Origin of the sequence: Sphaerisporangium siamense, from assembly GCF_014205275.1 — a bacterium.
Lineage (GTDB): Bacteria > Actinomycetota > Actinomycetes > Streptosporangiales > Streptosporangiaceae > Sphaerisporangium > Sphaerisporangium siamense.
The window spans coordinates 2138581-2159002 of sequence record NZ_JACHND010000001.1 but is presented as its reverse complement, the minus strand read 5'-3'; the positions used below and the strand labels follow the sequence as shown (position 1 = coordinate 2159002).

At 70.6% G+C, this 20422-nt stretch carries 13 protein-coding genes; 3 read left to right on the top strand and 10 right to left on the bottom strand.

The genetic code is table 11. From position 1 onward, the window contains the following. Nucleotides 1-87: 87 nt before the first annotated feature. Genes BJ982_RS10150 through BJ982_RS10130 form a run of 5 tightly spaced genes read right to left on the bottom strand, consistent with a single transcriptional unit; the run spans nt 88 to nt 4623 of the window. Entirely contained in the window at nt 88-819 is a 732-nt protein-coding gene (locus BJ982_RS10150) for a response regulator transcription factor (RefSeq protein WP_184878768.1), read from the bottom strand. After that, entirely contained in the window at nt 819-1442 is a 624-nt protein-coding gene (locus BJ982_RS10145; protein ID WP_203959398.1) for a hypothetical protein, read from the bottom strand. The genes BJ982_RS10150 and BJ982_RS10145 overlap by 1 nt, the downstream gene beginning before the upstream one ends. Nucleotides 1443-1469: 27 nt before the next feature. After that, complete coding sequence (locus tag BJ982_RS10140; protein ID WP_184878765.1) at nt 1470-2741, bottom strand: ABC transporter permease; 1272 nt, start codon at nt 2739-2741, stop codon at nt 1470-1472. Next, entirely contained in the window at nt 2741-3472 is a 732-nt protein-coding gene (locus tag BJ982_RS10135) for an ABC transporter ATP-binding protein (RefSeq protein ID WP_184878762.1), read from the bottom strand. Before BJ982_RS10135 ends, BJ982_RS10140 begins: the two co-directional genes overlap by 1 nt. After that, a complete protein-coding gene (locus BJ982_RS10130; protein WP_184878759.1) occupies nt 3469-4623 on the bottom strand; it encodes an efflux RND transporter periplasmic adaptor subunit in 1155 nt (384 codons plus the stop codon). The genes BJ982_RS10135 and BJ982_RS10130 overlap by 4 nt, the downstream gene beginning before the upstream one ends. A gap of 210 nt (nt 4624-4833) precedes the next feature. Here BJ982_RS10130 and BJ982_RS10125 point away from each other — a divergent pair, with 210 nt between their 5' ends. Beyond that, a complete protein-coding gene (locus BJ982_RS10125; protein WP_184878755.1) occupies nt 4834-6591 on the top strand; it encodes an efflux RND transporter periplasmic adaptor subunit in 1758 nt (585 codons plus the stop codon). 22 nt (nt 6592-6613) lie between these two features. On the opposite strand, the gene BJ982_RS10120 is transcribed toward BJ982_RS10125, so the two are convergent. From BJ982_RS10120 to BJ982_RS10100, 5 genes are all read right to left on the bottom strand, one after another. Further along, nucleotides 6614-6982, bottom strand: a complete 369-nt coding sequence (locus tag BJ982_RS10120; RefSeq protein ID WP_184878753.1) for a winged helix-turn-helix domain-containing protein — start codon at nt 6980-6982, stop codon at nt 6614-6616. Next, nucleotides 6982-7479: a hypothetical protein gene (locus tag BJ982_RS10115; RefSeq protein ID WP_184878750.1), complete on the bottom strand. Its 498-nt coding sequence runs from the start codon at nt 7477-7479 to the stop codon at nt 6982-6984. Before BJ982_RS10115 ends, BJ982_RS10120 begins: the two co-directional genes overlap by 1 nt. 157 nt (nt 7480-7636) lie before the next feature. After that, nucleotides 7637-8152: a hypothetical protein gene (locus BJ982_RS10110; RefSeq protein WP_184878748.1), complete on the bottom strand. Its 516-nt coding sequence runs from the start codon at nt 8150-8152 to the stop codon at nt 7637-7639. A gap of 9 nt (nt 8153-8161) precedes the next feature. Next, nucleotides 8162-14644 carry an RHS repeat domain-containing protein gene (locus BJ982_RS40355; protein ID WP_184878746.1) on the bottom strand — a complete coding sequence of 2161 codons (6483 nt, stop codon included), beginning with the start codon at nt 14642-14644 and terminating at the stop codon, nt 8162-8164. Nucleotides 14645-14698: 54 nt separating this feature from the next. Beyond that, the gene (locus tag BJ982_RS10100) at nt 14699-18166 is read right to left on the bottom strand and encodes a LamG-like jellyroll fold domain-containing protein (protein ID WP_184878744.1); all 3468 of its coding nucleotides are present in this window, start codon (nt 18164-18166) and stop codon (nt 14699-14701) included. Nucleotides 18167-18448: 282 nt separating this feature from the next. Here BJ982_RS10100 and BJ982_RS10095 point away from each other — a divergent pair, with 282 nt between their 5' ends. Together BJ982_RS10095 and BJ982_RS10090 are read left to right on the top strand one after the other, a co-directional pair. Continuing rightward, entirely contained in the window at nt 18449-19693 is a 1245-nt protein-coding gene (locus BJ982_RS10095) for a sensor histidine kinase (RefSeq protein WP_184878741.1), read from the top strand. Beyond that, nucleotides 19690-20379, top strand: a complete 690-nt coding sequence (locus tag BJ982_RS10090; RefSeq protein ID WP_184878739.1) for a response regulator — start codon at nt 19690-19692, stop codon at nt 20377-20379. Before BJ982_RS10095 ends, BJ982_RS10090 begins: the two co-directional genes overlap by 4 nt. Nucleotides 20380-20422: the final 43 nt, after the last annotated feature.

The window sequence follows — 20422 nt, the reverse complement described above, 5'->3', positions numbered from 1 at the left end:
GCGCGTACCCACCGGACGACGGCCGCCCCCGTCGGTGTGGTGGTGGAGGGGGGTGGGCCGGTGTTCTCCTGCTGGGGGGTGGGGAGGTCAGGGGCGTGGTGCTCGTAGGACGTAGCCCACCCCCCGGAGTGTGTGGATGAGGCGGGGGTCGACGGTGTCGATCTTGCGACGGAGGTAGGAGACGTAGGACTCGACGACGTTGCGGTCGCCGCCGAAGTCGTAGTTCCAGACGTGGTCGAGGATCTGCGCCTTCGAGAGCACGCGGCCGGAGTTGACCATGAAGTAGTGCAGCAGCTTGTACTCGGTCGGCGACAGCTTGACCCGCTCGCCGGCCCGCCACACCTGGTGCCCCTCCTCGTCGAGCTCCAGGTCGGCCACCTGGAGGCGGGAGGGAAGTTCCAGGTCGGCCCGGGTGCGGCGCAGCACCGCGCGGATCCTGGCGAGCACCTCGTCGAGGCTGAACGGCTTGGTCACGTAGTCGTCGCCGACGCCGAGGCCGGTCAGCTTGCTCGTGGGCTCGTCCCTGGCGGTGAGGAAGAGGACGGGGACCCGCCGGCCCGCCGTGCGCAGGCGGCCCGCGACCGCGAAGCCGTCCATGTCGGGGAGCATCACGTCGAGGACGACCAGGTCGGGGCGCACACGCTCGGCGACCTGCACGGCCTCGCGCCCGTCGGACGCCGTGAGCACGTCGAACCCGGCGTAGCGCAGGGTGGCGGACAGCAGCTCGCGGATGTTCGGCTCGTCGTCGACGACCAGCAGCCTGGCCTCGCCGACGCCCGGCGCCGGCCGCCCTCGCGGCCCGGCCTCGCGTCCGGCCATCAGCCGCCGCCCCGCGCGCCGAACCCGCCGCTGCTGACGGACGTGGCGCTGACCGAGCCGTCCTCGCCCTGGGTGCCCTGGACGACCACGGTGCTGCCCGGCTTGAGGTCCTTGAGCTTGCCGGCCTTGCTGACCTGCACCTTCGTGCCGTCCGTGGTGGTGACGACGACGAGGCCGCCGCCGGCGGTCTGCACGTAGAGCTTGCCGCCGTCCACGAGCTTCACCGTGCCGACGGTGAGCCCGCCGCCCTGCCCTTGGCCGCCCGGCTGCCCCGGGACGCCGCCCTGACCCGGCTGCCCGCCCTGGCCCGCCTGCCCTGCCTGGCCGCCGAACCCGGTCCGCATGCCGCCGTTCGTCCCCCGCTGGCCGGTCACGGCGCCGAAGGACGTGCCGCCGCGTTCGCCGCCCGGCCCCCACGCCTTGTGCGCCTGGATGCCGAGCAGCATGCCGAGCACGAGGATCACCCCGGCGGCCAGCGCCAGTGTCAGCCGGGACGTCCGGCGGGCCTCGGGCCGGGCCGCGAGCACGGCGTCGAGGTCGCCGTCGAACGGGGAGGTCTCCAGCGGGTCGTCGGGCGCCTCGGCGGGGTACGGCCCGCGTCTGTGCGTGCCCATGTCGCTCATGTCACTCCTTGGTGCGGTTGCCGTACGTCACTCGTGCCGGAGCGCTTCGATGGGCCGCAGCTTGGCCGCGCGGTTGGCCGGGTAGCTGCCGAAGAACAGGCCGATCGCGACCGAGACGCCGAGGGCGAGCGCGATCGAGGTGGGCACGATGACCGGCTGGACGCCGGCGATCGTGAACCTGCTGCCCAGGAACCCGATCGCGACGCCGAGCAGCCCGCCGACGAGGCTGAGGATCGTGGCCTCGGCGAGGAACTGGCCGAGGATGGCCCCGCGCGGCGCGCCGATGGCCTTGCGGATGCCGATCTCACGGGTCCGCTCGGTGACGGTGACCAGCATGATGTTGGTGATGCCGATGCCGCCCACAAGCAGGCTGATCGCGGCGACGGCGCCGAGCAGCACGGTGAAGGTGCCGATCGTCTGGCTGACCGTCTCCTGCAGTTGCGCCTGGTTGAGGATGCGGTAGTCGGCGGTGGACGTCGCGGTGACGCCGTGCCGCTGGTCGAGGATCTCCGTGACCTCGGACTGCGCCGTGTCGACCGCGTCGGCGCTCTTGGCCTGGACGATGATCTGCCCGAGCGGCCCGAAGCCGGTGAGGCTCTGCTGGACGGCGGGCAGCGGCGCGATCGCCACGTCGTCGGCGTCCTGGAACCCGGAGGACCCGGCCGCCTTGAGCACGCCGACCACGGTGAACGGCACGCCCGCGACCGTGATCCGCTTGCCGATCGGGTCCACGCCGCCGAACAGGTCGTCCACGACGGTCTGCCCGAGCACGACGATCTTGCGGGCGGCGGTCACGTCGTCGTTGTAGAAGTAGGAGCCCTTGGCGATCGGCTTGTTGGACGCCTCGAAATAGCTCGGGTAGGTGCCGACGAGCTGGGCGATCGAGTGGCTCGCCCCCTCGTACGCGGCGGCCTGCGACGACGCCGTGACCACCGGGGACACGCTCTTCACCGAGGGCGCGGCGGTGGCGTCCGCGAGGGCGCGGGCGTCGTCGAGGCTCAGCTCCTTGGCCTGCGTGCGCGGGCCCGTGCCGCCCTGCTGTCGGCTCCCGGGCGCGGCGGCCCCGAACCCGCCGCCGCCCCGGGCGCCGCCGCCCGCGAACGACTGCATCACGGTCAGCGTGTTGGACCCGAGCCGCTGGATGTTCTGCTGGATGGACTGCGAGGTGCCCTCGCCGACCGCGACCAGCAGGATCACCGCCGCGACCCCGATGAGGATGCCGAGCGTGGTGAGCGCGCTGCGCATCTTGTTCGCGGTCAGCCCGCGCACGGCGAACCGCAGGACCTCCAGGGCGCCCATCAGGGGGCCACCCGCGCGAACCGGGGCGGGGGGCCGTCCACCGGCGCCTGGCGGCGGTCGTCGACGATGCGCCCGTCGATGAGCCTGATGACGCGTTTGGCGTGCGCGGCCACGTCGTTCTCGTGGGTGATCAGCACGATCGTCCGTCCAGAAGAGCTGAGCCGGTCGAGGATCCGCAGCACGTCCTCGGTGGAGGTGGTGTCCAGGTTGCCCGTCGGCTCGTCGGCCAGGAGCAGGGACGGCGCGGTGACGAGCGCGCGGGCGACGGCGACGCGCTGCTGCTGGCCGCCGGACAGCGCGTTCGGCTCGTGGTGCAGCCGGTCGCCGAGCCCCACCTGGTCGAGCGCGGCCAGGGCCCTCGTGCGGCGGGCGGACGCGCCGACGCCGCCGTAGGCGAGGGGCAGCTCCACGTTGGCCAGGGCGCTCATGCGCGGGATCAGGTTGAACGACTGGAACACGAAGCCGATCTTCCGGTTGCGCAGGACGGCGAGCTGCCGGTCGCCGAGCACCCCCACGTCCGTGCCGTCCACCAGGTACGTGCCGCTGGTGGGCACGTCGAGGCAGCCGAGGATGTTCATCAGCGTCGACTTGCCGGAGCCGGACGCGCCCATGATGGCCACGTAGTCGCCGCGCTCGACGATCAGGGAGACGCCGCGCAGGGCGTGCACCTGGGCGTCCCCGGATCCGTAGACCTTGCTGACGTGGCGGACCTCCAGGACCGGCGTCGTCATCGCCCGCCCCCGCCCGCGCCGCCGACGCGGACGCCGCCGGTGAGCCCTCCGCCGGGGAAGCCCCCGCCCGGGAAGCCGCCCTGCGAGCCGCCGCTCGTGCCGCCCGTCGCGCGCACCACCTGGTCTCCCTCGGACAGCCCCGCGGTGATCTCGGCCGTGGTGTCGCCCTTCACGCCGACCTCGACGCGCTTGGCGACCTGGCGGCCGTTCTCCAGCACGGTCACGGTGCTCTGGCCTCCGGCGGTCCTGATCGCCGAGGTGGGCACGGTGAGCGCGTCGTCGGCCTTGGCGACGACGACCTGGACGGACGCGGTCTGGCCGAGCCGTACGGTGGCGGGCACGTCGCTCAGCGAGATCGTGGCGGCGTACTGGACGACGTTGTCGCTGGTCTGGGCGACGGGGTCGATCCGCGTGACCTTGCCGCTCGCGGTGACACCCGGCAGCGCGTCGAACGTCACGGTGGCGGGCCGGCCCTTCTTCAGCTTGGTGACGTCGGCTTCGGTGAAGTCGCCGACGAGCTGGAGGCGGCCGGCGTCGGCCAGCTCGATGAAGCCGCTCCCGGAGGAGCCGCCCGAGGACCCGCCCGCCGCGCCCGCGCCGCCGGACGAGTCACTGGACCCGGACGAGCCGCTGGAGCCGCTTCCGGAGGACGAGCCGCCGACCGTGCCGTTCACCGCCGTGACCATCCCGCCGAACGGCGCCTTGATCACCGTGGCGTTCACCGCGCGCCGGGCCTCGCGGTAGGAGTTCCTGGCCTGGATGTACTGCGAGTAGCCGGACGCGGTGGTCGTGTCGCCGTCCTCGGCCGCGTCCAGGCTCGCCTGTGCCGCGTCGAGCGCGTCCCTGGCCGCCGTGTCGTCGATCCTGGCGAGGATCTGGTCCTTGGTCACCTTGTCGCCGGCCTCGACGTAGATCTTCTCTACGGTGCCGCTCGTGCCGAAGTCCAGCGAGCGGGTCCGCGCGCTCTCCACCGAGCCCGAGGCCGACACCGCCGACAGGACGGTCCCGCGTACGACGCGTGTGGTCTGCGGGGTGGCCTCGGCGGCCGTGCCCTGGTTCAGCGAGGCGTAGGCGACACCGGCACCTCCCAGCAGCACCACGGCGAGGGCGCCGTTCACGATCAGCGCTCTGCGCTTGGTCGACAGCTTCACGACGCCGAGCCTGGTGCACGCCGCTTGGGCGAACCTCCGGCATACCTGAACGTTTCCTGGCAACGTCGCGATATGTGGCCGATCGACGTGCAAAGCATCCTATGGTGCGAAGAAATCGCAGCTCACCGCGCCCCTTTCGCCGGGTTTTACACAGGAAACCTGGAGGTCCGGCTGAGCTGGGCATGACGTCGGACCGCCAGGATGACCCGCATGAGATCGAGCATTCCCCCCACCGTGGTCCGCGTCGGCGGCCTCGCCCTCGCGGCCGTGGTCGTCCTGGCCGGCGCCGGGCTGGTGTACGCGGGAGGCGGCGACGGCACGGCCCCGGCGCGGGTCCAGCTCGCCTCCGCCAGGCGGGGCACGGTGGTCAGCACGGTCTCGGCGGCGGGCAACACCGTCGACACGCACACCCGCGACCTGACCTTCGGCGCCTCCGGCACGGTCGAGAAGGTGTACGTCCAGCCCGGCGACAAGGCCAAGAAGGGCCAGGTCCTCGCCCGAATCGACGACACGCCCGCCCAGGAGGACCTCACCGCGGCCCGCGCCTCCCTGGCCGCCGCCGAGGAAACCCTCGACGCCATCGAGAACGGCACCCTGCCCACGGGAGGCACGGCGGCCGGCGGCTCCGGCGGATCGGGAGGTACAGGAGGTTCCGGCGGCACCGGCGGATCGGGCGGTTCTGGCGGATCCGGAGCTTCGGGCAGATCAGGCGGTTCCGGTGGTTCTGGTGGTACCGGCACACCGACCGGGCAGGGACAGCCGTCATCAGGACCGACCTCCACCTGCCCTCCCTCGACGCCGTCCCCCTCCCCCACTCCCACCGTCCGCAACGACGACGGCGGGAACTACGGCTACACCGTCACACCACGCCCGGTCGTTCCCGCCGCGTACAGCGCGAAGAGGACGTCGCCGGGTACCAAGGACCGCACCCCCGACGGACATACGCGCCCGTCCCGAGCTCCCAAGCCCACCGCTACGCCGACCACCAAGCCGACCACCCCCACCCCGAAGCCGACGACCAGGCCCACTGTCGTACCGATCGATCCGACCAGGCCGACGGTCAAACCCACCAAACCGACCAAGCCGACCGCGACGCCCACGAGGAAGCCCACGGACGGCTGCACGGCTCCGAACGGCAACGGCCAGACCCCGAACGGGCAGCAGGCGCCCCCGCCCCAGGGCACCTCAGGTCAGAACGGCCAAGGAGGTCAGATCCCCCAGACCGGAGGACGCGGCGGCGCCGGAGGAGGCCAAGGCGGTCAATCCGGGCAAGGTGGCCGGTCCGATCAAGGAGGCCAGGGGGGTCAGCAGATCACCACGGTCGCCCAAGCCGAGGCGAACGTCCGCAAGGCCCAGACCACGCTGACGGCGGCCGAGCGCGCCCTCGCCGGTGTCACGATCAAGGCCCCGGCGGCGGGCACGATCCTCACCGTCTCCGGCACCACCGGCGCGAACGCCACCGCGGGAGCGAGCTTCCTCACCCTGGGCGACCTCGACGAGCTCCAGGTCAAGGCCATGTTCTCCCAGACCGACGTCAGCCGCCTCAAGCTCGGCCGGCCCGCGTCCGTCACCCTGGCCACCCGTTCCGGCAGCACGTACCCCGGCAAGGTCACCCACATCGACCCCACCGCGACCACCAATGGACGCCTGGTCCAGTACGGCGTCACGGTCGCCTTCGACCACCCGCCGAAGGGCCTGCTGGTCGGTCAGACCGCGACCGTCCAGGTGACGACCGCCCAGGCAGACGACGCCGTCTACATCCCCGCCCAGGCCGTCCGCCCCGGCAGCGACGGCACGGCCACCGTGACCGTCCGTGACGGCGACCGCGCCACCACCCGCCAGATCGAACCGGGCATCCGCGGCGACCAGTACGTGGAGATCCGCGCCGGCCTGAAAGACGGCGACCGAATAGAGCTTCCCACCCCCGACTCGGCCGGCTTCCCCACCGACCCCTTCCCCACCCCCTGACCAGGACGGGAGAGGTGCGTTCTCAGCCTGCCGGCGCGGCGTCCGGGCCGTCTCCGGCCCTGGACGATGGAACGCTCTCGGCGGCGGGTCGCTCCTCGAACGGGCGGGCGAGCGCGACGATCCGCTCCAGTGCCGCCGCGTGCCGCACGAACGCCTCCCGCCCTTGCGGGGTGAGCCGCACGTAGGTACGCCGCGCCCGCTTGTCCTGATTTTTGCGGACAGTGACGTATCCGGCGTCGGCCAGCGCGGAGACCTGCTTGGACAGGGCCGAGTCGCTGGTGCCGATCGAGTCCCGGAGGAAGCCGAAGTCCACCCAGTCGGCCGGCGCCAGCACCGCCACGATCGACAGTCGTGCCGATACGTGCAGGAACTCGTCGAACTGTGGGTCCATCAGCCCCGCCCGCCGCCCTGCCGGACGAGCGACCTCATCACCGACCGGTTGATGGGCGTGGCCGCGACGTACGCGACGGCCGCAAGGACGGCACCGACCATGGCCTGGGACATCAGGCCGTGAGCGGGCGCGTGGAAGAGCGCGAAACCGAGGACCCGCCCGACGACGAAGACCACGAAGACGCCGATCAGCACCATGCCGTGGTACAGCATCTCCTGCATGGTGGGCTGCCTCTGGACCGAGGCCCGATACTCGTAAACGATGCCCACCCCTATGTACAGGACGAACCCGAGCGCGAAGCAGACAGGCTGCCAGGGCGTTCCCAGGTCGGTCGAGGCGAAGCCGAGGAAGAGCCCGAGCGCGACGACGATCACGCGAGGCATCGCGAAGGCACGACGAACGATCTCGTTCCTGGTCGTGTCCTGGAACCGGCGGATGTCATCGAGCGAGGACTGAGCGTCGTGCGGGTTCAAAAAGTCCACCCCCGTGGTCGGCATGACTACTTTCCTGTGAGGAAAGTAGCATCTACTTTCCCGCCAGGAAAGTCGTCGCGCGGCTCGCGCCCGGGATGGGCAGACCACGGAGGTGGCGGACTTCCCTCGACCACGCCGCCCAGGCGAGATGGGCGACGTCCAGGTGCCGGCGCGGCCTCGATCATTCAGGCCGGAGATCCCATGGCAAGAGGTCCGCGGCAGCGGCTTGGGCGCGCCTGACACGGTCATCATCGTCATCGACCTGAGTCAGCACGTCATAGGCATAGCCGGCCGCGTCCACAGACCGCCCAGAGAACATCTCGGAATACAGGAGCCAGATCCCGCTTCTTGCCGCGTGGATACATTCATCGATCAGGTCTCTTCCCTCGGCTTCCGCCTTTATGGACTGCCCTTCTCCGGCGACCAGATAAAGCAGTACTTCCAGGAAACCCTGCCGCGCGTCCGGAGAAATATCATCGGCCAGCGCCGCCAATGCGACGGACACCGTGGGAACGGAAGGCTCGAACAGCACCGACGAAATGTACACGTGGCCGTCAAGAGTTTCGACGTCGAATCCGCGTTCGCCGCCCTGGGCCAGTCGCAGCAGATCTGTTGCCACGTGCGCAGCGGACCGATCACAGCCGCACTGCATTTCATCCCAGCGGTGCCGCTCGATCTCCAGCTTCACGAGGTTCATGAAAGCATCCTAGTCGCCCCAGGATCCGCCAGGCTGGCCCTTCACGCCAGGAGCGAAGCTTGACCTGTCGGGAAAGTCGATCTGGCATCTCCAACATACCGGCTTCGGTACCGCTTGGAGGGTGCCGGCAATTCTCCTGACAGTGAAGGCCGCCGTGAACAGCACTTCGCTGGGATCGCCACCGAGAGCGCGCAGCGCATTCCCCTCGGCGCAGAAGTGGCTGCATCCTGGAACTCCGCCAGAACCTGCCAGTACGGTCTCGCCTGTTCTGGTGTTCAGCGCGCCTACGTACGTTCGGCCCGCTGTGCCGGAGGTACGGTTTCGTAGCGCAAAGGCAGGAACCTGCTGCTGCAATCTCTCCAGCCGTTTGCCCTGCGTCCAACCCTCGGCCTTACCGAATACGGGTTTCACAGGATCCTTCTTGGCGATTCCACGGACGCTCGGCACATTTCTGAGTCCGCCGACCGCTTGGCCGCCGCCACGCCCAAGGACGCTTCCTGTCTTGCCGGCGACCTTGCCCACCGCCGCGGCGACGACCTTGCCGGCCCCTGTGGTGGCGAGTTTGCCGAGTAACGCGCCCAGACCCTTACCGAGGGCGCCGAAGGCGGCCCCGAAGAAGGCGCCGATCGTCGCGGCCTTGACCGCGTCCCCGGTGCTCCATTCGTCGGGGGGTGTCGAGACCAGGTAGCCCGCCAGGTTTCCCGCCGCTCCGCCCACGGAGACGCAGCCGATTTGGCCGGCGCCTCTCGTGGCCACCTCACAGCCGACTGTGACGACGATCGAGACGGTGACGTTGACGATGGTGGCCTTGTGCTGCTTCCAGATGTTCTTCGCCTTGCAGCCGACGCTCCAGCGGCCGCAGTGGGGCGGGTTGTTCGGAGGAGGAGTCGGCGAATAGGAGCGACCACCGCCGCCGCCACCGCCGCCACCGCCCCGGTGGCTGGGCGGGTTGCACGGGTTCGACGCGATGATGCCGCACTGGGTGCCGCCGTCGTACATCAGACCGGTGGGGTCGGAGCCGGTGACCGGGTTGTTGTCGGCGTAGGCGTAGCCGTTCCAGCTCTGCGGGTCGGCGACGTCGAAGATGGGGTCGACGGAGATGAAACGGCCCGTTTCGGTGTCGTACTCGCGGGCGCCGAGGTGGGTCAGGGCCGTGGCGTCGTCGATGACGCCGCCGACGAAGCCCTTCTGGCCGGGCCAGGACGATGGTGGCGTGCCGCGCTGCCCGCCGAAGGGGGTGAAGCGACGGCGGCTCGTCGCCTGGGCGGCGGTGTCGTCGACGGAGCCGTCTGCGGTGCCGTGGTGGTCGGCGCCGAGCCAGGTGACGCCCTTGCCGGTACGGACGGCGATGGTCTGCCCGGCGAAGTCGTAGTAGCGGGTCGCGCTCTTGGCGCCGGTCTTGGCGTCGAGCCGGATCTCCATGCCGGCGACGTAGAGGGTGGTGGAGGTGGGGTCGCGGCGGATGAGCCGTTCGCCGTCGGCGTCGTAGAGGTAGGTGCTGACGCCGGAGGGGTCCGTCGACTTGGCCAGGTGGCCTTCGACGTCCCAGTCCAGGAGGCGGCCCGCGCCGCGCTGGGTGGTGTTGCCGGCCTGGTCGTAGGTGTAGGCATCGGTCTGGCCGTCGCGCGGGCCGCCCTCGTAGGCGACGGAGGTCAGGGTGTGCGGCCGAGGCTTGCCGGGTCCGGCGTAGGCGTAGGTCTTGGCGATGTCGCCGGCCGCTCGGTGGTCGATCTCCTTGGTGCGGTTGCCGACGACGTCGTAGGTGAAGGACTGCCAGTAGGGCGCGGGTCCGCCGACGATGTCCTGGGTGGGGTCGGTGGCGCAGTCGCCGGTCGTCGTCGTCCAGGCGTCGGTCAGGCGTTGCAGGTAGTCCTGGCGGAAGCACTGGACGTCGGGCGTCTGGCCGGAGGGCGTGTCGGCGATCTTGGTGACGTTGCCGGCCGGGTCGTAGGTGTAGTTGGCGTCGGCCACCGAGATGGGGGCGGTCTCCCGCTCGAACACCGAACGGGTGAGCCGGTTGGTGCCCTCCTCGTAGAAGTTGGTCTCCTTGACCCGCTTGAGGCCGGTGCTCATCGTCGTGTCGAGGACCTGGCCGAGCTTGGAGTAGGTCGTCGAGGTGACGTAGTTGGTCAGGCCCCGCATCGTGGTGGGGTTGCCGAGGTCGTCGTAGTCGTACAGGAGCGTCTCACCGAGCAGGCCGCCGGCGGCGGGCAGCACGGTGCGGTGGACGGTGCCGTCGGCGTTGTAGTCCGTCGTGGTCGTGTACGTGCCGGCCAGGGCGCCTTCGGCGGCCGGGATGACGGTCTGGGCGCCGGTGGGCCGGTAGGCGTTGTCGTAGCCGGTGACGGCGCTGGTGTAGGCGTCCATGGCGCCGGTGGTGGCGTTCTTGACGTAGCGGGTGGAGGCGGTCGGCTGGCCCTTGACCACGGTGCCGTCGGGCAGTTCGTCGAACGTCCACTCGGCGAGCTTGGTGCCCGCGGCGGAGGTGCCCTCGTACTCGGCGGTCTTGCGGCCGAGGGCGTCGTAGGTGAAGAAGAGGCTGGAGCCGCGCGCGTCGGTGATCGTCGTGAGCAGGTCGTCGGTGTCGTTGTAGGTGAGTTCGGCGGCGCCCTTGTCGGGGTCGTCCAGCTGGGTCAGGCGACCGCGCAGGTCGTAGCGGTAGGCCCAGGTGTTGCCCGCGGCGTCGGTGATGGTGGCCGGCTGCCCGGCGCGGGTGTAGGTGTACTTGACGGCGTCGTAGTCGCCGGTCGGGGCGTCGCCCTTGTACTGGCGGACCTCGACGGTCTCGCCCTGCCCGTTGGTGATCATGGTGGTGGGGGTGGCGCCGGGGGGCGGGTCGACGCTGACGCGGTCGCCGCCGTAGGTAGTGGTGGTGCGCCACTGCTCGGTGCCGCGCTTGCGGAAGATCTGCGCGGTCGGCCACTCCATGCCGTTGTAGACGGTGACGCTCTGGCCGGGGACGTCGTCGTCGCTGCCCGGCACCCACAGGGCGTTGCCGGGGGCGCCTTCGGTGTAGTAGTCGGCGTTGGTCTTGTAGACCAGGCCGCGGGTGTCGTAGAAGGTGTCGTTGACCAGCCGGCCGCCGCCGGGGGCGGGCTCCTGGGCCTGGCGGGGGCGCAGGAGGCCGTCGTAGAGGGCGTAGCCGGTGGTGTACGTCGTCCCGTCCGCGCGCAGCGTCGAGGTGGTGACGGTCGTCGGGCCGTCGGTACGGACCTGGTAGCCGAACTTCATGTTCGGCGTGGCCGGGGACGTCGCCCTGGCGCGGCCGGGCAGCCAGGCGCCGGTCAGCCGGCCGAGCGGGTCGTAGGCCAGGTCGGCGCGCTTGCCGTTGACGTCGGTCGTCGCCTTGGCCAGGCCCCAGGCGGGCTCGATCTCGGTCCTGGTGACGTGGCCGAGCGCGTTGGTCTCCTGCTTGAGGGTGAGCAGGCCGGTGGCCGGGGTGTAGGACGTCCTGGTGGTGGCGCCGTTGGGGTGGGTGACCACCAGGGGCCGGCCGTAGACGTCGAAGGTGGTGGAGCCGACGGTGACGTACTGCGGGCCGCCGTTCCAGGAGCCGAGCTTCTCGGTCCTGGTGACGTCCCCTTCGGACGGCGCGGCGCCGAACGCCTTGCCGTCGTAGTATTTGCGCACGTCGGAGACCACGTCGCCGGGACGTTGCGGGGTGAGGGCGCACGCCTTGGTGACGGTCTCCACGCGGACGGCGTAGGAGACCAGCCAGCGGGCGGCGTCGCGGGCGTAGGTGGTGCGGACGCACTGGTCGTCGTCGGTGGTGGCGTCGTCGCCGAGGTCGTTGATCTGAGTCGGCAGGCCGTCGGTGTTGTAGTCGGCGTCGGTGGTGGCGTACCGCCAGTCGCCGGAGGCCAGCGCCGTGCGGGTGCGGGTCTTGTCGTCGCGGACCATGTGGGCGGTGGTGGTGGCCCAGGAGCGGACGCGCTTGGCGGTCTGCCTGGTCCAGTAGCCGGTGATGGTGCCGGTCATGGCGGGGCCGGAGGGGCCGTCGTAGTGGATCTCCTCGCGGACGCGGCCCTGCAGATGGTCGGCGTCGTCGACGGCGGCGCCCGTGGAGTCGGTCACCTTGACGTCGCGTCTGCCGCCGCCGGACAGCTCGTCGCCGTCCATGCCGCGGAAGTAGGTGTACTCCGCCTTGGAGCGCTGCTCGCCGGGGGCGCCGCGCAGCACCCGGACCTTGCCGTAGCCGCGCCACTGCGACCAGGTCTTGTACTTCTCCTTGGTCAGGCCGTCGTCGTCATCGTGGTGCCAGGCGCCGCCGCCGAGATATTCGTAGGTCTCCAGTACGTCGGGGGCGCCACCGGTCCGGTCGATCTGCTGGACCTGGGTGACGACGTACTTGTGGAACCAGTCGGACTTGGGGGAGGTGGCATCCTCGGGGGTCCAGTACTGCGGGTAGCAGCGGCGGGTGTTGGCGTCCGGGGCGGGGGTGTTCCCGGCGGTGCAGTCCTCGTCGGAGTAGGTGATGGACAGGGCGCCGCCGGTCTCGTTGTCGATCGCGGAGACGCGCCACTTGGTCAGCGGCGGGCGTCCCTCCAGGGCGTCGACCCGGTTGGGGCGTTGCACGCCGGAGAACCGCACCGGCGGCAGCGACGCCGTTCCGCCGACCTTTCCCGTGTGCTGGATCGCGGCCAGCCACAGCGACGGCGCCGTGCCGTCGCCCGGGGCGCGCAGTTGCTGGTCGAGGGCCCAGGTGTCGACGTCGGTGTACGCGCTTCCTGACAGCACTTGGGTGGTGACGGCGGCCAGGCGTTTGCGCGTCCAGAACGTCGGGGAGTAGCGGTCGACGCACTTGTCTCCGGAGTCACAGTTCTGGTCGTAGGGGACGTCAGCCCAGTATTTGGCGTTGTCCTTGGTGAACTTGCCCTCGGCGCAGTCGAAGCTGGACGTCGGAATGCATCGCTCCCTCACGTCGAAGACGACCCGGGCCGGAGCCGAGGAGGAGAAGATCGCGTCCGAGCGCTGGCCGTAGTCGATGCGCTTGAGGTAGCCACCCCGGTCGTAGACGGTCGGGGTGCCGTTCGGGACGCCGTTGGTCAGGACGGTGACGTCGCGGCGGTAGTAGTTGGTCTCGCGGCCGTACCAGAAGGTACTGACCGTGCCGTGGGTGTCGACGACGTAGTCGAGGTTCCACCGCCATGCCTGCCGGCACCAGGAGTCGGAGAAGGAGTCCTTGTGGCAGGGCTCGCCGTCGTCGTCCCCGAACACCGGGGCGGTCCACGTCGACTGCGTCTCGGCCTTGCCGCTGGACCAGCCCGGCAGGTGGTCGCGGCCGAAGTAGTACTGGGCGCCGTCGGGGGTGGTGACGCGCCAGTACTCGCCGTCGTTGTCTCCGTTGTCGGCGCCCGACAACTTCTCGATCCTGGAGCCGTCGTCGTCCTTCGGCTGCCAGGTGCCGGTCGCGTCGTCCAGGATCAGCTCGGTGGCCTGGCCGTTCAGGGACAACGTGGCGTTGTGGTTCCCCCAGCACTGGTCGTTGCGCTTGGGGGTGACGCCGTCGTCGGCGCACGACTTGTAGCGGCGCTCGATGAAACCGGGCCAGTAGTCGAAGCCCTCGCCGATCCAGGACGCCTGGTTGTTGGTGGCGACCGTACGGCCGTCGACGCTCCCGGAGGAGTAGGCGAAGCCGATTTCGGGGGTCGGGCCGCCCGGGGTCGGCGGCAGCTGCAGCGGATAGGACCAGGAGAACGCGCCGCTCTGGTTGCTGACTTCCCAGGTGGCCGACGGCGACAACGACGTGGCCTCGTACGAGCCCGCCGCGCCCGACGGGGCCGCCTCGGCGGCCAGCGTCATCGTGCCGGCGGTGGTGAAGCCGACGTCGGCGGTCAGGCGGCCGGCCTTGACGTCGTTGCGGGTGGGCAGCGGCGTTCTACCTTGACATCGGGGCAGGTCAGGCGTGGTGGCCGCGCATTCGGGTAATCGGACCAGGCGCAGGCGGGAGGCCCAGTCGCCGCCGTAGGCGTACCGGAAGCCCGAGTAGTCGACCTCGACCGTCAGGCGGGTCTCACCGGCGGGCCGGGTCCGCGGGGTGAGCTGGACGCCGAGACCGGTGATGCGGGATCTGCCGGCGGTGGCGGCGTCCATCGTGCGCACCTGGACGCCGGTGGCGGCGGCCGGGGTACCGCCGTTCTTCGGGGCGGCCTGGCTCAACCAGACCGGCAGTGCTCCGGCCCGCACCTTGGCGGTGTCGCCGCCGCGCGCCGCCGCCGTGGCGGCGGCGGGTGGCGGGAGGTTCACGGCCGCCGTGGCCGGCGCCGGCCAGGAGACGGCCGGCGCGTCCTTCAGGTCGTAGGCGGCGCCCGGATCCGTCGAAGGGCCGCGTGACGTGACGGCGTGACCGGGCACCGGACGTTGCTCCTGTGCCTTCTGCCAGGCCGGATCATCGGCGGTCGCCCGCGCGGCGATCGGCGGCGCCAGCGTGGCCGGTACCGCGATGGCCAGGATGAGGGCGATCTTGGTCCAGCCTCGCCTGGAACCGGGCACGACTTCCTCCGAGGGGGTCGGTGAACGTGAACGGACGTCGGTGACGGGGAGGGTCTAGGAGTCGATGGGGAGGTTCATCGCGATGTTGAGGACCTGGCGGTCGGTCAGGGTGCCGGTGTAGGCGCGCACGTCGTCGATGTCGCCGCCGAAGTAGTCGACGGACGCGCTGCGGTATCTGGCCCGGCCGATCTGCATCGCCCCGGCCGCCCAGCTGCCGGTGACGGCTCGCTGGTCGTTGAGCTGGCCGTTGACGTAGAGGCGGATCTGTTTGGACTGCTCGTCGTACACCCCGGCCAGGTGGGTCCAGGTGTTGAGCGCCGAGCAGTCGACGCGCTCGGCCGAAGTTGTGTGCGTCAGGGCTCCGGTGGTGGCGTCAGGGATCGCGGTGATCGAGAACGACCAGCGCGGCACCACCACGCCGTTCTCGGCGAGGAGCCGATAGCCGAGGTAGAAGGAGCTGTAGATGCCTCCGTCCTGGGCGAGCACGGTCATCGCGCGGTCGGGCAGCACGCAGGTGTCGTCGCCGCTCAGGCGCACCCAGGCCGTCACCGCGTAGCTGTGGTCGGTCCGCAAGGGCGCCGACGGGGTGGCCGCGTAGGCGGTGGTCCCGTTGAGCCTGAGCACGCCGCCGCCGTCGAAGCCGTCGCCGGACCAGGTGGCGCCGCCGGTGAGCGCCGCGGGCCAGCGGCTGTCGGTGGTGTTGGCGGCGGTGGTGCCGGCGCCTTCCTCGAACGCCCACCAGCCGCGCTGGATGGGCGGCTGCTTGGCCATGGCGGCGATCTCGTCGCCGAGCGCGGGGTCGTTGACGGTGCGCGGGTCGTCGGACAGCTCCCGCTTCCAGATCTTCATGTCGTCGATGTCGCCGGCGAAGTTCTCGATGTAGGTGCCGTGCCACAGCACCCGTCCGATCTGCAGCGGGCCGGTCGCGTCCCAGGGCTGGTAGGGGTAGGCGCCTGTCTTGGACTGCAGGATGCCGTTGACGTACAGGCGCAGTTGCCTGCGGGGCGCGTCGTACACGCCGGTCAGGTGGGTCCAGATGTCGGCCGTCACCTCGGCGTCACTCATCGCCAGGACAGTGACCTTGTCGTCGACGTCGGCGTCGAACTTGCTGAAGACCCATCGCTTGGAGTACGAGGCGTAATAGAGCTGGAAGCCCGTTCCGCGCACCGCGTTCTGGCTGACCACCGTGGAGTTCTTGCTCTTGTCCCTCAACAGCACCCAGGCCGAGACGCTCATGCTCCTGTCGGTGTGCACCACGGGGCCGCTGGTGCCGGCGTACCCGGTGCCGCCGTCCAGGCGCAGTCCACCGGCCACGCGGGCACCGGCCCAGGTGGCGCCGCCTCCGATCGTCGCCGGGTGTGCCGTCGCCCCCGAGTCGGCCGCCGTGGTGCCCGAGGTCTCGTCCAGCCGCCAGTGCCCCTCCGGGCCGAATCCGGCGTTGACGTAGAAGCCGTAGACGGCGGGGGTGTTGCCGACGTTGCCCGCCCGGTCGACCGGGTAGACGTACAGGGCGTTCAGCCAGTCGTGGCGGGGTGCGAGGCGCACGTTGACGGTGGTCTGCCCGGCGGGGATCGTCACCTGGGTGGCGGGGGTGGCCAGCGAGGGGTCGTCGAGCGCCCACCGGAAGGCCGTCACGTCGCTCTCGCCGTCGCCCGGGGCCAGCGTGAACGCGCCCGCCCAGCCCACACTGCCCTGCCAGTCGTCCGGCGTGTCGGCCGGATAGTCCAGGGAGGTCACCTTGGGCAGGGTGGCGGGGTCGATCGTGTCCACGGTGAACTCGCACCACTTGCTCCACGCGCTGGAGTCGGTGCCGTCGTAGGCCTTGACTCTGTAGGAGTAGCTGTGGCCGGTGAGGAGCCCGGCCAGTTTGACCGAGTGGTCGGTGGCCGCGGTGGTGGACTTGTAGGCGGTCTTGCCGCCGCCCGGCATGGTCGCGGTGACGTCGTCCCAGGCGCCGGTCGCGGTGTTGTAGTGGTTCAGGACGAACTCGGCCCGCACGCCGTCGTTGGCCTTGTCCGGGTCGTAGATCTTGGCCTTGAGCTGGAGCGGGTTCGCGGCGTCGCCGGCGTTGACGGCGGGCCTGGCGGCGCCGGTGACACAGGGGGTGGCCGGGTAGGTGCCGATGCCCGACGGGGCCGCCGGCGGGGTGTTGTAGTCGATGACCAGCTTGGGCGCGTTGCTGAAGCCCTTCCAGCCCCACACGCTGCCGCTGGTGTCGTTGTAGTCCTTCAGCCCGAAGGTGGTGTTGGGCCAGCCGGACTTGGCGGCCCTGACGATCGCGCTGGTCACGTTGAACTCGACGCCCTTGTCGGGGCAGGAGGAGCTGTAGCCGGCGTCGGAGGAGACGCTGTCCTGATACTCGCTCCAGGACGGCTGGCGGCTCCAGTTCGTCGACGTGGAGATGCCGCCGGTGAGCCAGAGCTGCACGGCCTGCGGATCGGAGGTGCAGCCCCACGACTTGATCTGGTTGATGCGGAACGTCGCCTTGAGGATGTGCTTGCCGTTGATGTTGTCGGAGTCCATCCGGAAGTACGACCGTTTGACGCCGCTCCCGTAGTAGCCCGCCTCCGCCATGTGGCTGGAGTTCCAGTACTCCTGGGAGGGGTAGGCCTTGTCCACGTACGTCCAGGCCATCTTCGACCCCGACCACTGCGGGTCGATGTAGACCGGGTACGTCGTGCCGGGAGAGGTCAGCAGGTTCTGGTCCGGCGTGATCACGAGACGGTCCCCGGCCAGGTCCACGCCCATGACCGCCTGCCTGCCCTCGGCCGGCGGCCCGGTCTTCGCCATGGCCGCGGCGGCCGGCGCGCCCGAGGAGTCCCACATTCGGGGCGCGGGCGCGTGGAACACCTCGGCTCCCGAGGTCGTGACCGCGCTCAGGCCGCCGGACGCCGTCTTCCGCACGCTCAGCCCCTTCGCGCGCATGCCGAAGGCGAGCTTGCTCAGCGCCGGGTCGGCGGCGGCCTGCCTGGACTTGACCACGAGCACCTCGGAGAAGCCGAGCACCGACGCGGTCAGCTTCAGGTCCACTCCCGGCAGGACCTCGGCGTACGTCGCGGTGTCCCTCGCGAGGGACGGCTTGGGCAGCCTCCGCGGCCAGGTCATCGCGACCGAACGGCCGCCGTCGCCGATGGCGGCCACCGGGGCCGTCCCGCCGCCGGAGAAGGTCAGCTCCAGCGGGGTGGCCACGGTCCGCACGCTCCCGTCCGCGGCGAAGACCAGACTCGGGTCGACGTCGGCCCACCCGCCGCCGCGCCGTACCCGCTCCGGCAGCGCCGAGGTCTGCGAGGTGAACGACCCGTCGGGATTGGCGAACACCTGACGCGTCTCCGTACGCAGTGACAGGACCTCGACCTGCCGCTTCGTCCCGCGTGCGCGGTCAAGGGCCTGCTGTTCCGTCTGTGCGGGGACATCCGGCGTCTCCGCGCGTACGGGCGTCGTCGTCATGGGTACGGCGACCAGGCAGCCGGCCATCAGCGACAGGACGACGGCAGGGAGACCACGACGGGTGCGGCGACGCATGAAGCCCCCAGAGAATCGGCGTAACGAATTTCCACGGAGTACTCATCGGGACCCGCCGCACGCGAAATGCCGGCGATCCGAAACGTGCCCATTGTGAAATAGGCCGGTTGAACAGGGCGTCAGCCCGCCGGATGAACATCCGCCGTGCCGTCCGCCGTAGGGCGCCGCCGACGGGTAAACCCGCGCGGTAGACGATCCGCCGCCCGCCTACCGCGCCGGTCCTAGTACCGATCAACCGAATGGTGAATGAGCAATGGCGTGGCCGGCGGCTAATATGCGCCGATGGGCGCAAAGGTGCTGTCGTCCCTGCGACGGCTCGCCACGACGAATCCCTTCTTCGTCGATTTGCTATTGAGCTTGCTGATCACCGGCATCATGCTGCTTTTCGCGGCCGCGCTCACGGCGAGCGCGAGTGATCCAGAGTCGGCGCAGCGTCCGATGGACGCCGCGGGCCTGGCGCTGACCCTGCTGGGCAACCTGGCGCTGGCGTGGCGGCGGCGGGCGCCGCTCACCGTGCTGCTGATCTCCTGCGCGACGGCGGCCGTCTTCCACGCCGCCGGTTACAACGCGAAGCTCAACGAGGTGGCGCCACTGGTGGCCCTCTACACCGTCGCCGGCTCCCGGCTCCCGGCCGTGTCGGTCCCCTGCGCGCTGGTCGTGGCGGCCCAGTGGTGGCATGCCGCGATCCTCGGCCCGGACGACATGATCTGGCCGAGCATCGTGCAGACGAGCGGCCTCATCGCGATCGCGTGGTCATTCGGCACCAGCACCCGGATGCTGGTCGAGCGCAACCGGCGGCTCGCCGAACTCGGCGCCCGGCTGCACCGGGAACTGGAGGACCGGGCCCGGCGCGCCGTCACCGAGGAACGGGTGCGCATCGCCCGCGAGCTGCACGACGTGGTCGCCCACCACATGTCCGTCATCGTGATCCAGGCCGGGCTGGCCCGGTACGTCTTCGACTCCGACGCCGCCACCGCCCGTGGCGCGCTGTCCACCATCGCCGACACCGGCACCGAGGTCATGGGCGAGATGCGGCGGCTGCTCGCGGTCCTACGCGTGGCCGCCGACGACGACCCCGACGCCGACAACTACGCCCCCGCGCCCGGCCTGCGACGGCTCGAAACGCTGGCGGAACGGATGCGTGCCGCCGGCGTGCCGGTGAAGGTGTCGATCACCGGCACGGTGCGCCCGCTGCCGCCCGGCATCGACGTGTGTGCCTACCGGATCGTGCAGGAATCCCTCACCAACGTGCTGAAACACGCGGGCCGGGCCACGACGCGCGTCCACCTGCACTACGGAGCCGACCTGGAGCTGCGCATCACCGACGACGGGCCCGGCGCGTCCGTCGCCCCGGGAGACGACGGCCACGGCTTGATCGGCATGCGGGAACGCGTCAAGCTCTACAAAGGAACGATCAAGGCCGGACCCGGACCGGCAGGCGGGTTCGAGGTCGTGGCCACCTTGCCTTTGTCCGTTCCGGACACCAACGATCAGTCGCCCACCGACAACAGTGAGCCGAAGCCATGATCAAGGTACTTGTCATCGACGATCAGGTCCTCGTCCGTGCCGGCCTGGTGGCACTGCTGCGGGCCGTGCCCGATCTCGACGTCGTCGGAGACGCGGCCTGCGGCGAGGAGGCCGTCAGCCAGGCGGCGGCCCTCCGCCCCGATGTCATCCTCATGGACATCAGGATGCCGGGCATGAACGGCGTCACCGCGACCGAACGCATCCTGGCGGCCCAGGGCGACCACCAGCCGCGGGTGCTCATCCTCACCACCTTCGACCTCGACGAGTACATCTACAACGCGCTGCGCGTCGGCGCCTCGGGATTCCTGCTGAAGGACACCCCGCCCGAACGGCTCATCGCCGCCATCCACACGATCGCCGCCGGCGACATGCTCTTCGCCCCCAGCGTCACCCGCCGCCTGATCGAGGCCTACACCCGCCGCCCCGACCTACCCGCCGCCCCCGCCGCACCGTCCCCTGCCCTGGACGTCCTCACCACGCGCGAGGCCGAGGTGCTCGAACACGTCGGCCACGCCCGCTCCAACGCCGAGATCGCCACGAGCCTGGGCGTCAGCGAGGCCACCGTCAAAACCCACCTCAACCGCGCCATGGCCAAACTCCACCTCACCAGCCGCGCCCAGGCCGTGGCCCTGGCCTACGAATGCGGCCTCGTCACCCCCGGCCGGCCCCGCCCGACCTCTCCTTGAGTTCTCACGCCATACTCGCCCCAGCCACGCCCCAACGCAGCTC

Bases quoted from the DNA above. Each gene is read 5' to 3' on its own strand.
- BJ982_RS10150 (WP_184878768.1), bottom strand. From the start codon at position 819: ATGGCCGGACGCGAGGCCGGGCCGCGAGGGCGGCCGGCGCCGGGCGTC.
- BJ982_RS10145 (WP_203959398.1), bottom strand. From the start codon at position 1,442: ATGAGCGACATGGGCACGCACAGACGCGGGCCGTACCCCGCCGAGGCG.
- BJ982_RS10140 (WP_184878765.1), bottom strand. From the start codon at position 2,741: ATGGGCGCCCTGGAGGTCCTGCGGTTCGCCGTGCGCGGGCTGACCGCG.
- BJ982_RS10135 (WP_184878762.1), bottom strand. From the start codon at position 3,472: ATGACGACGCCGGTCCTGGAGGTCCGCCACGTCAGCAAGGTCTACGGA.
- BJ982_RS10125 (WP_184878755.1), top strand. From the start codon at position 4,834: ATGAGATCGAGCATTCCCCCCACCGTGGTCCGCGTCGGCGGCCTCGCC.
- BJ982_RS10120 (WP_184878753.1), bottom strand. From the start codon at position 6,982: ATGGACCCACAGTTCGACGAGTTCCTGCACGTATCGGCACGACTGTCG.
- BJ982_RS10115 (WP_184878750.1), bottom strand. From the start codon at position 7,479: ATGCCGACCACGGGGGTGGACTTTTTGAACCCGCACGACGCTCAGTCC.
- BJ982_RS10110 (WP_184878748.1), bottom strand. From the start codon at position 8,152: ATGAACCTCGTGAAGCTGGAGATCGAGCGGCACCGCTGGGATGAAATG.
- BJ982_RS10100 (WP_184878744.1), bottom strand. From the start codon at position 18,166: ATGCGTCGCCGCACCCGTCGTGGTCTCCCTGCCGTCGTCCTGTCGCTG.
- BJ982_RS10095 (WP_184878741.1), top strand. From the start codon at position 18,449: ATGGGCGCAAAGGTGCTGTCGTCCCTGCGACGGCTCGCCACGACGAAT.
- BJ982_RS10090 (WP_184878739.1), top strand. From the start codon at position 19,690: ATGATCAAGGTACTTGTCATCGACGATCAGGTCCTCGTCCGTGCCGGC.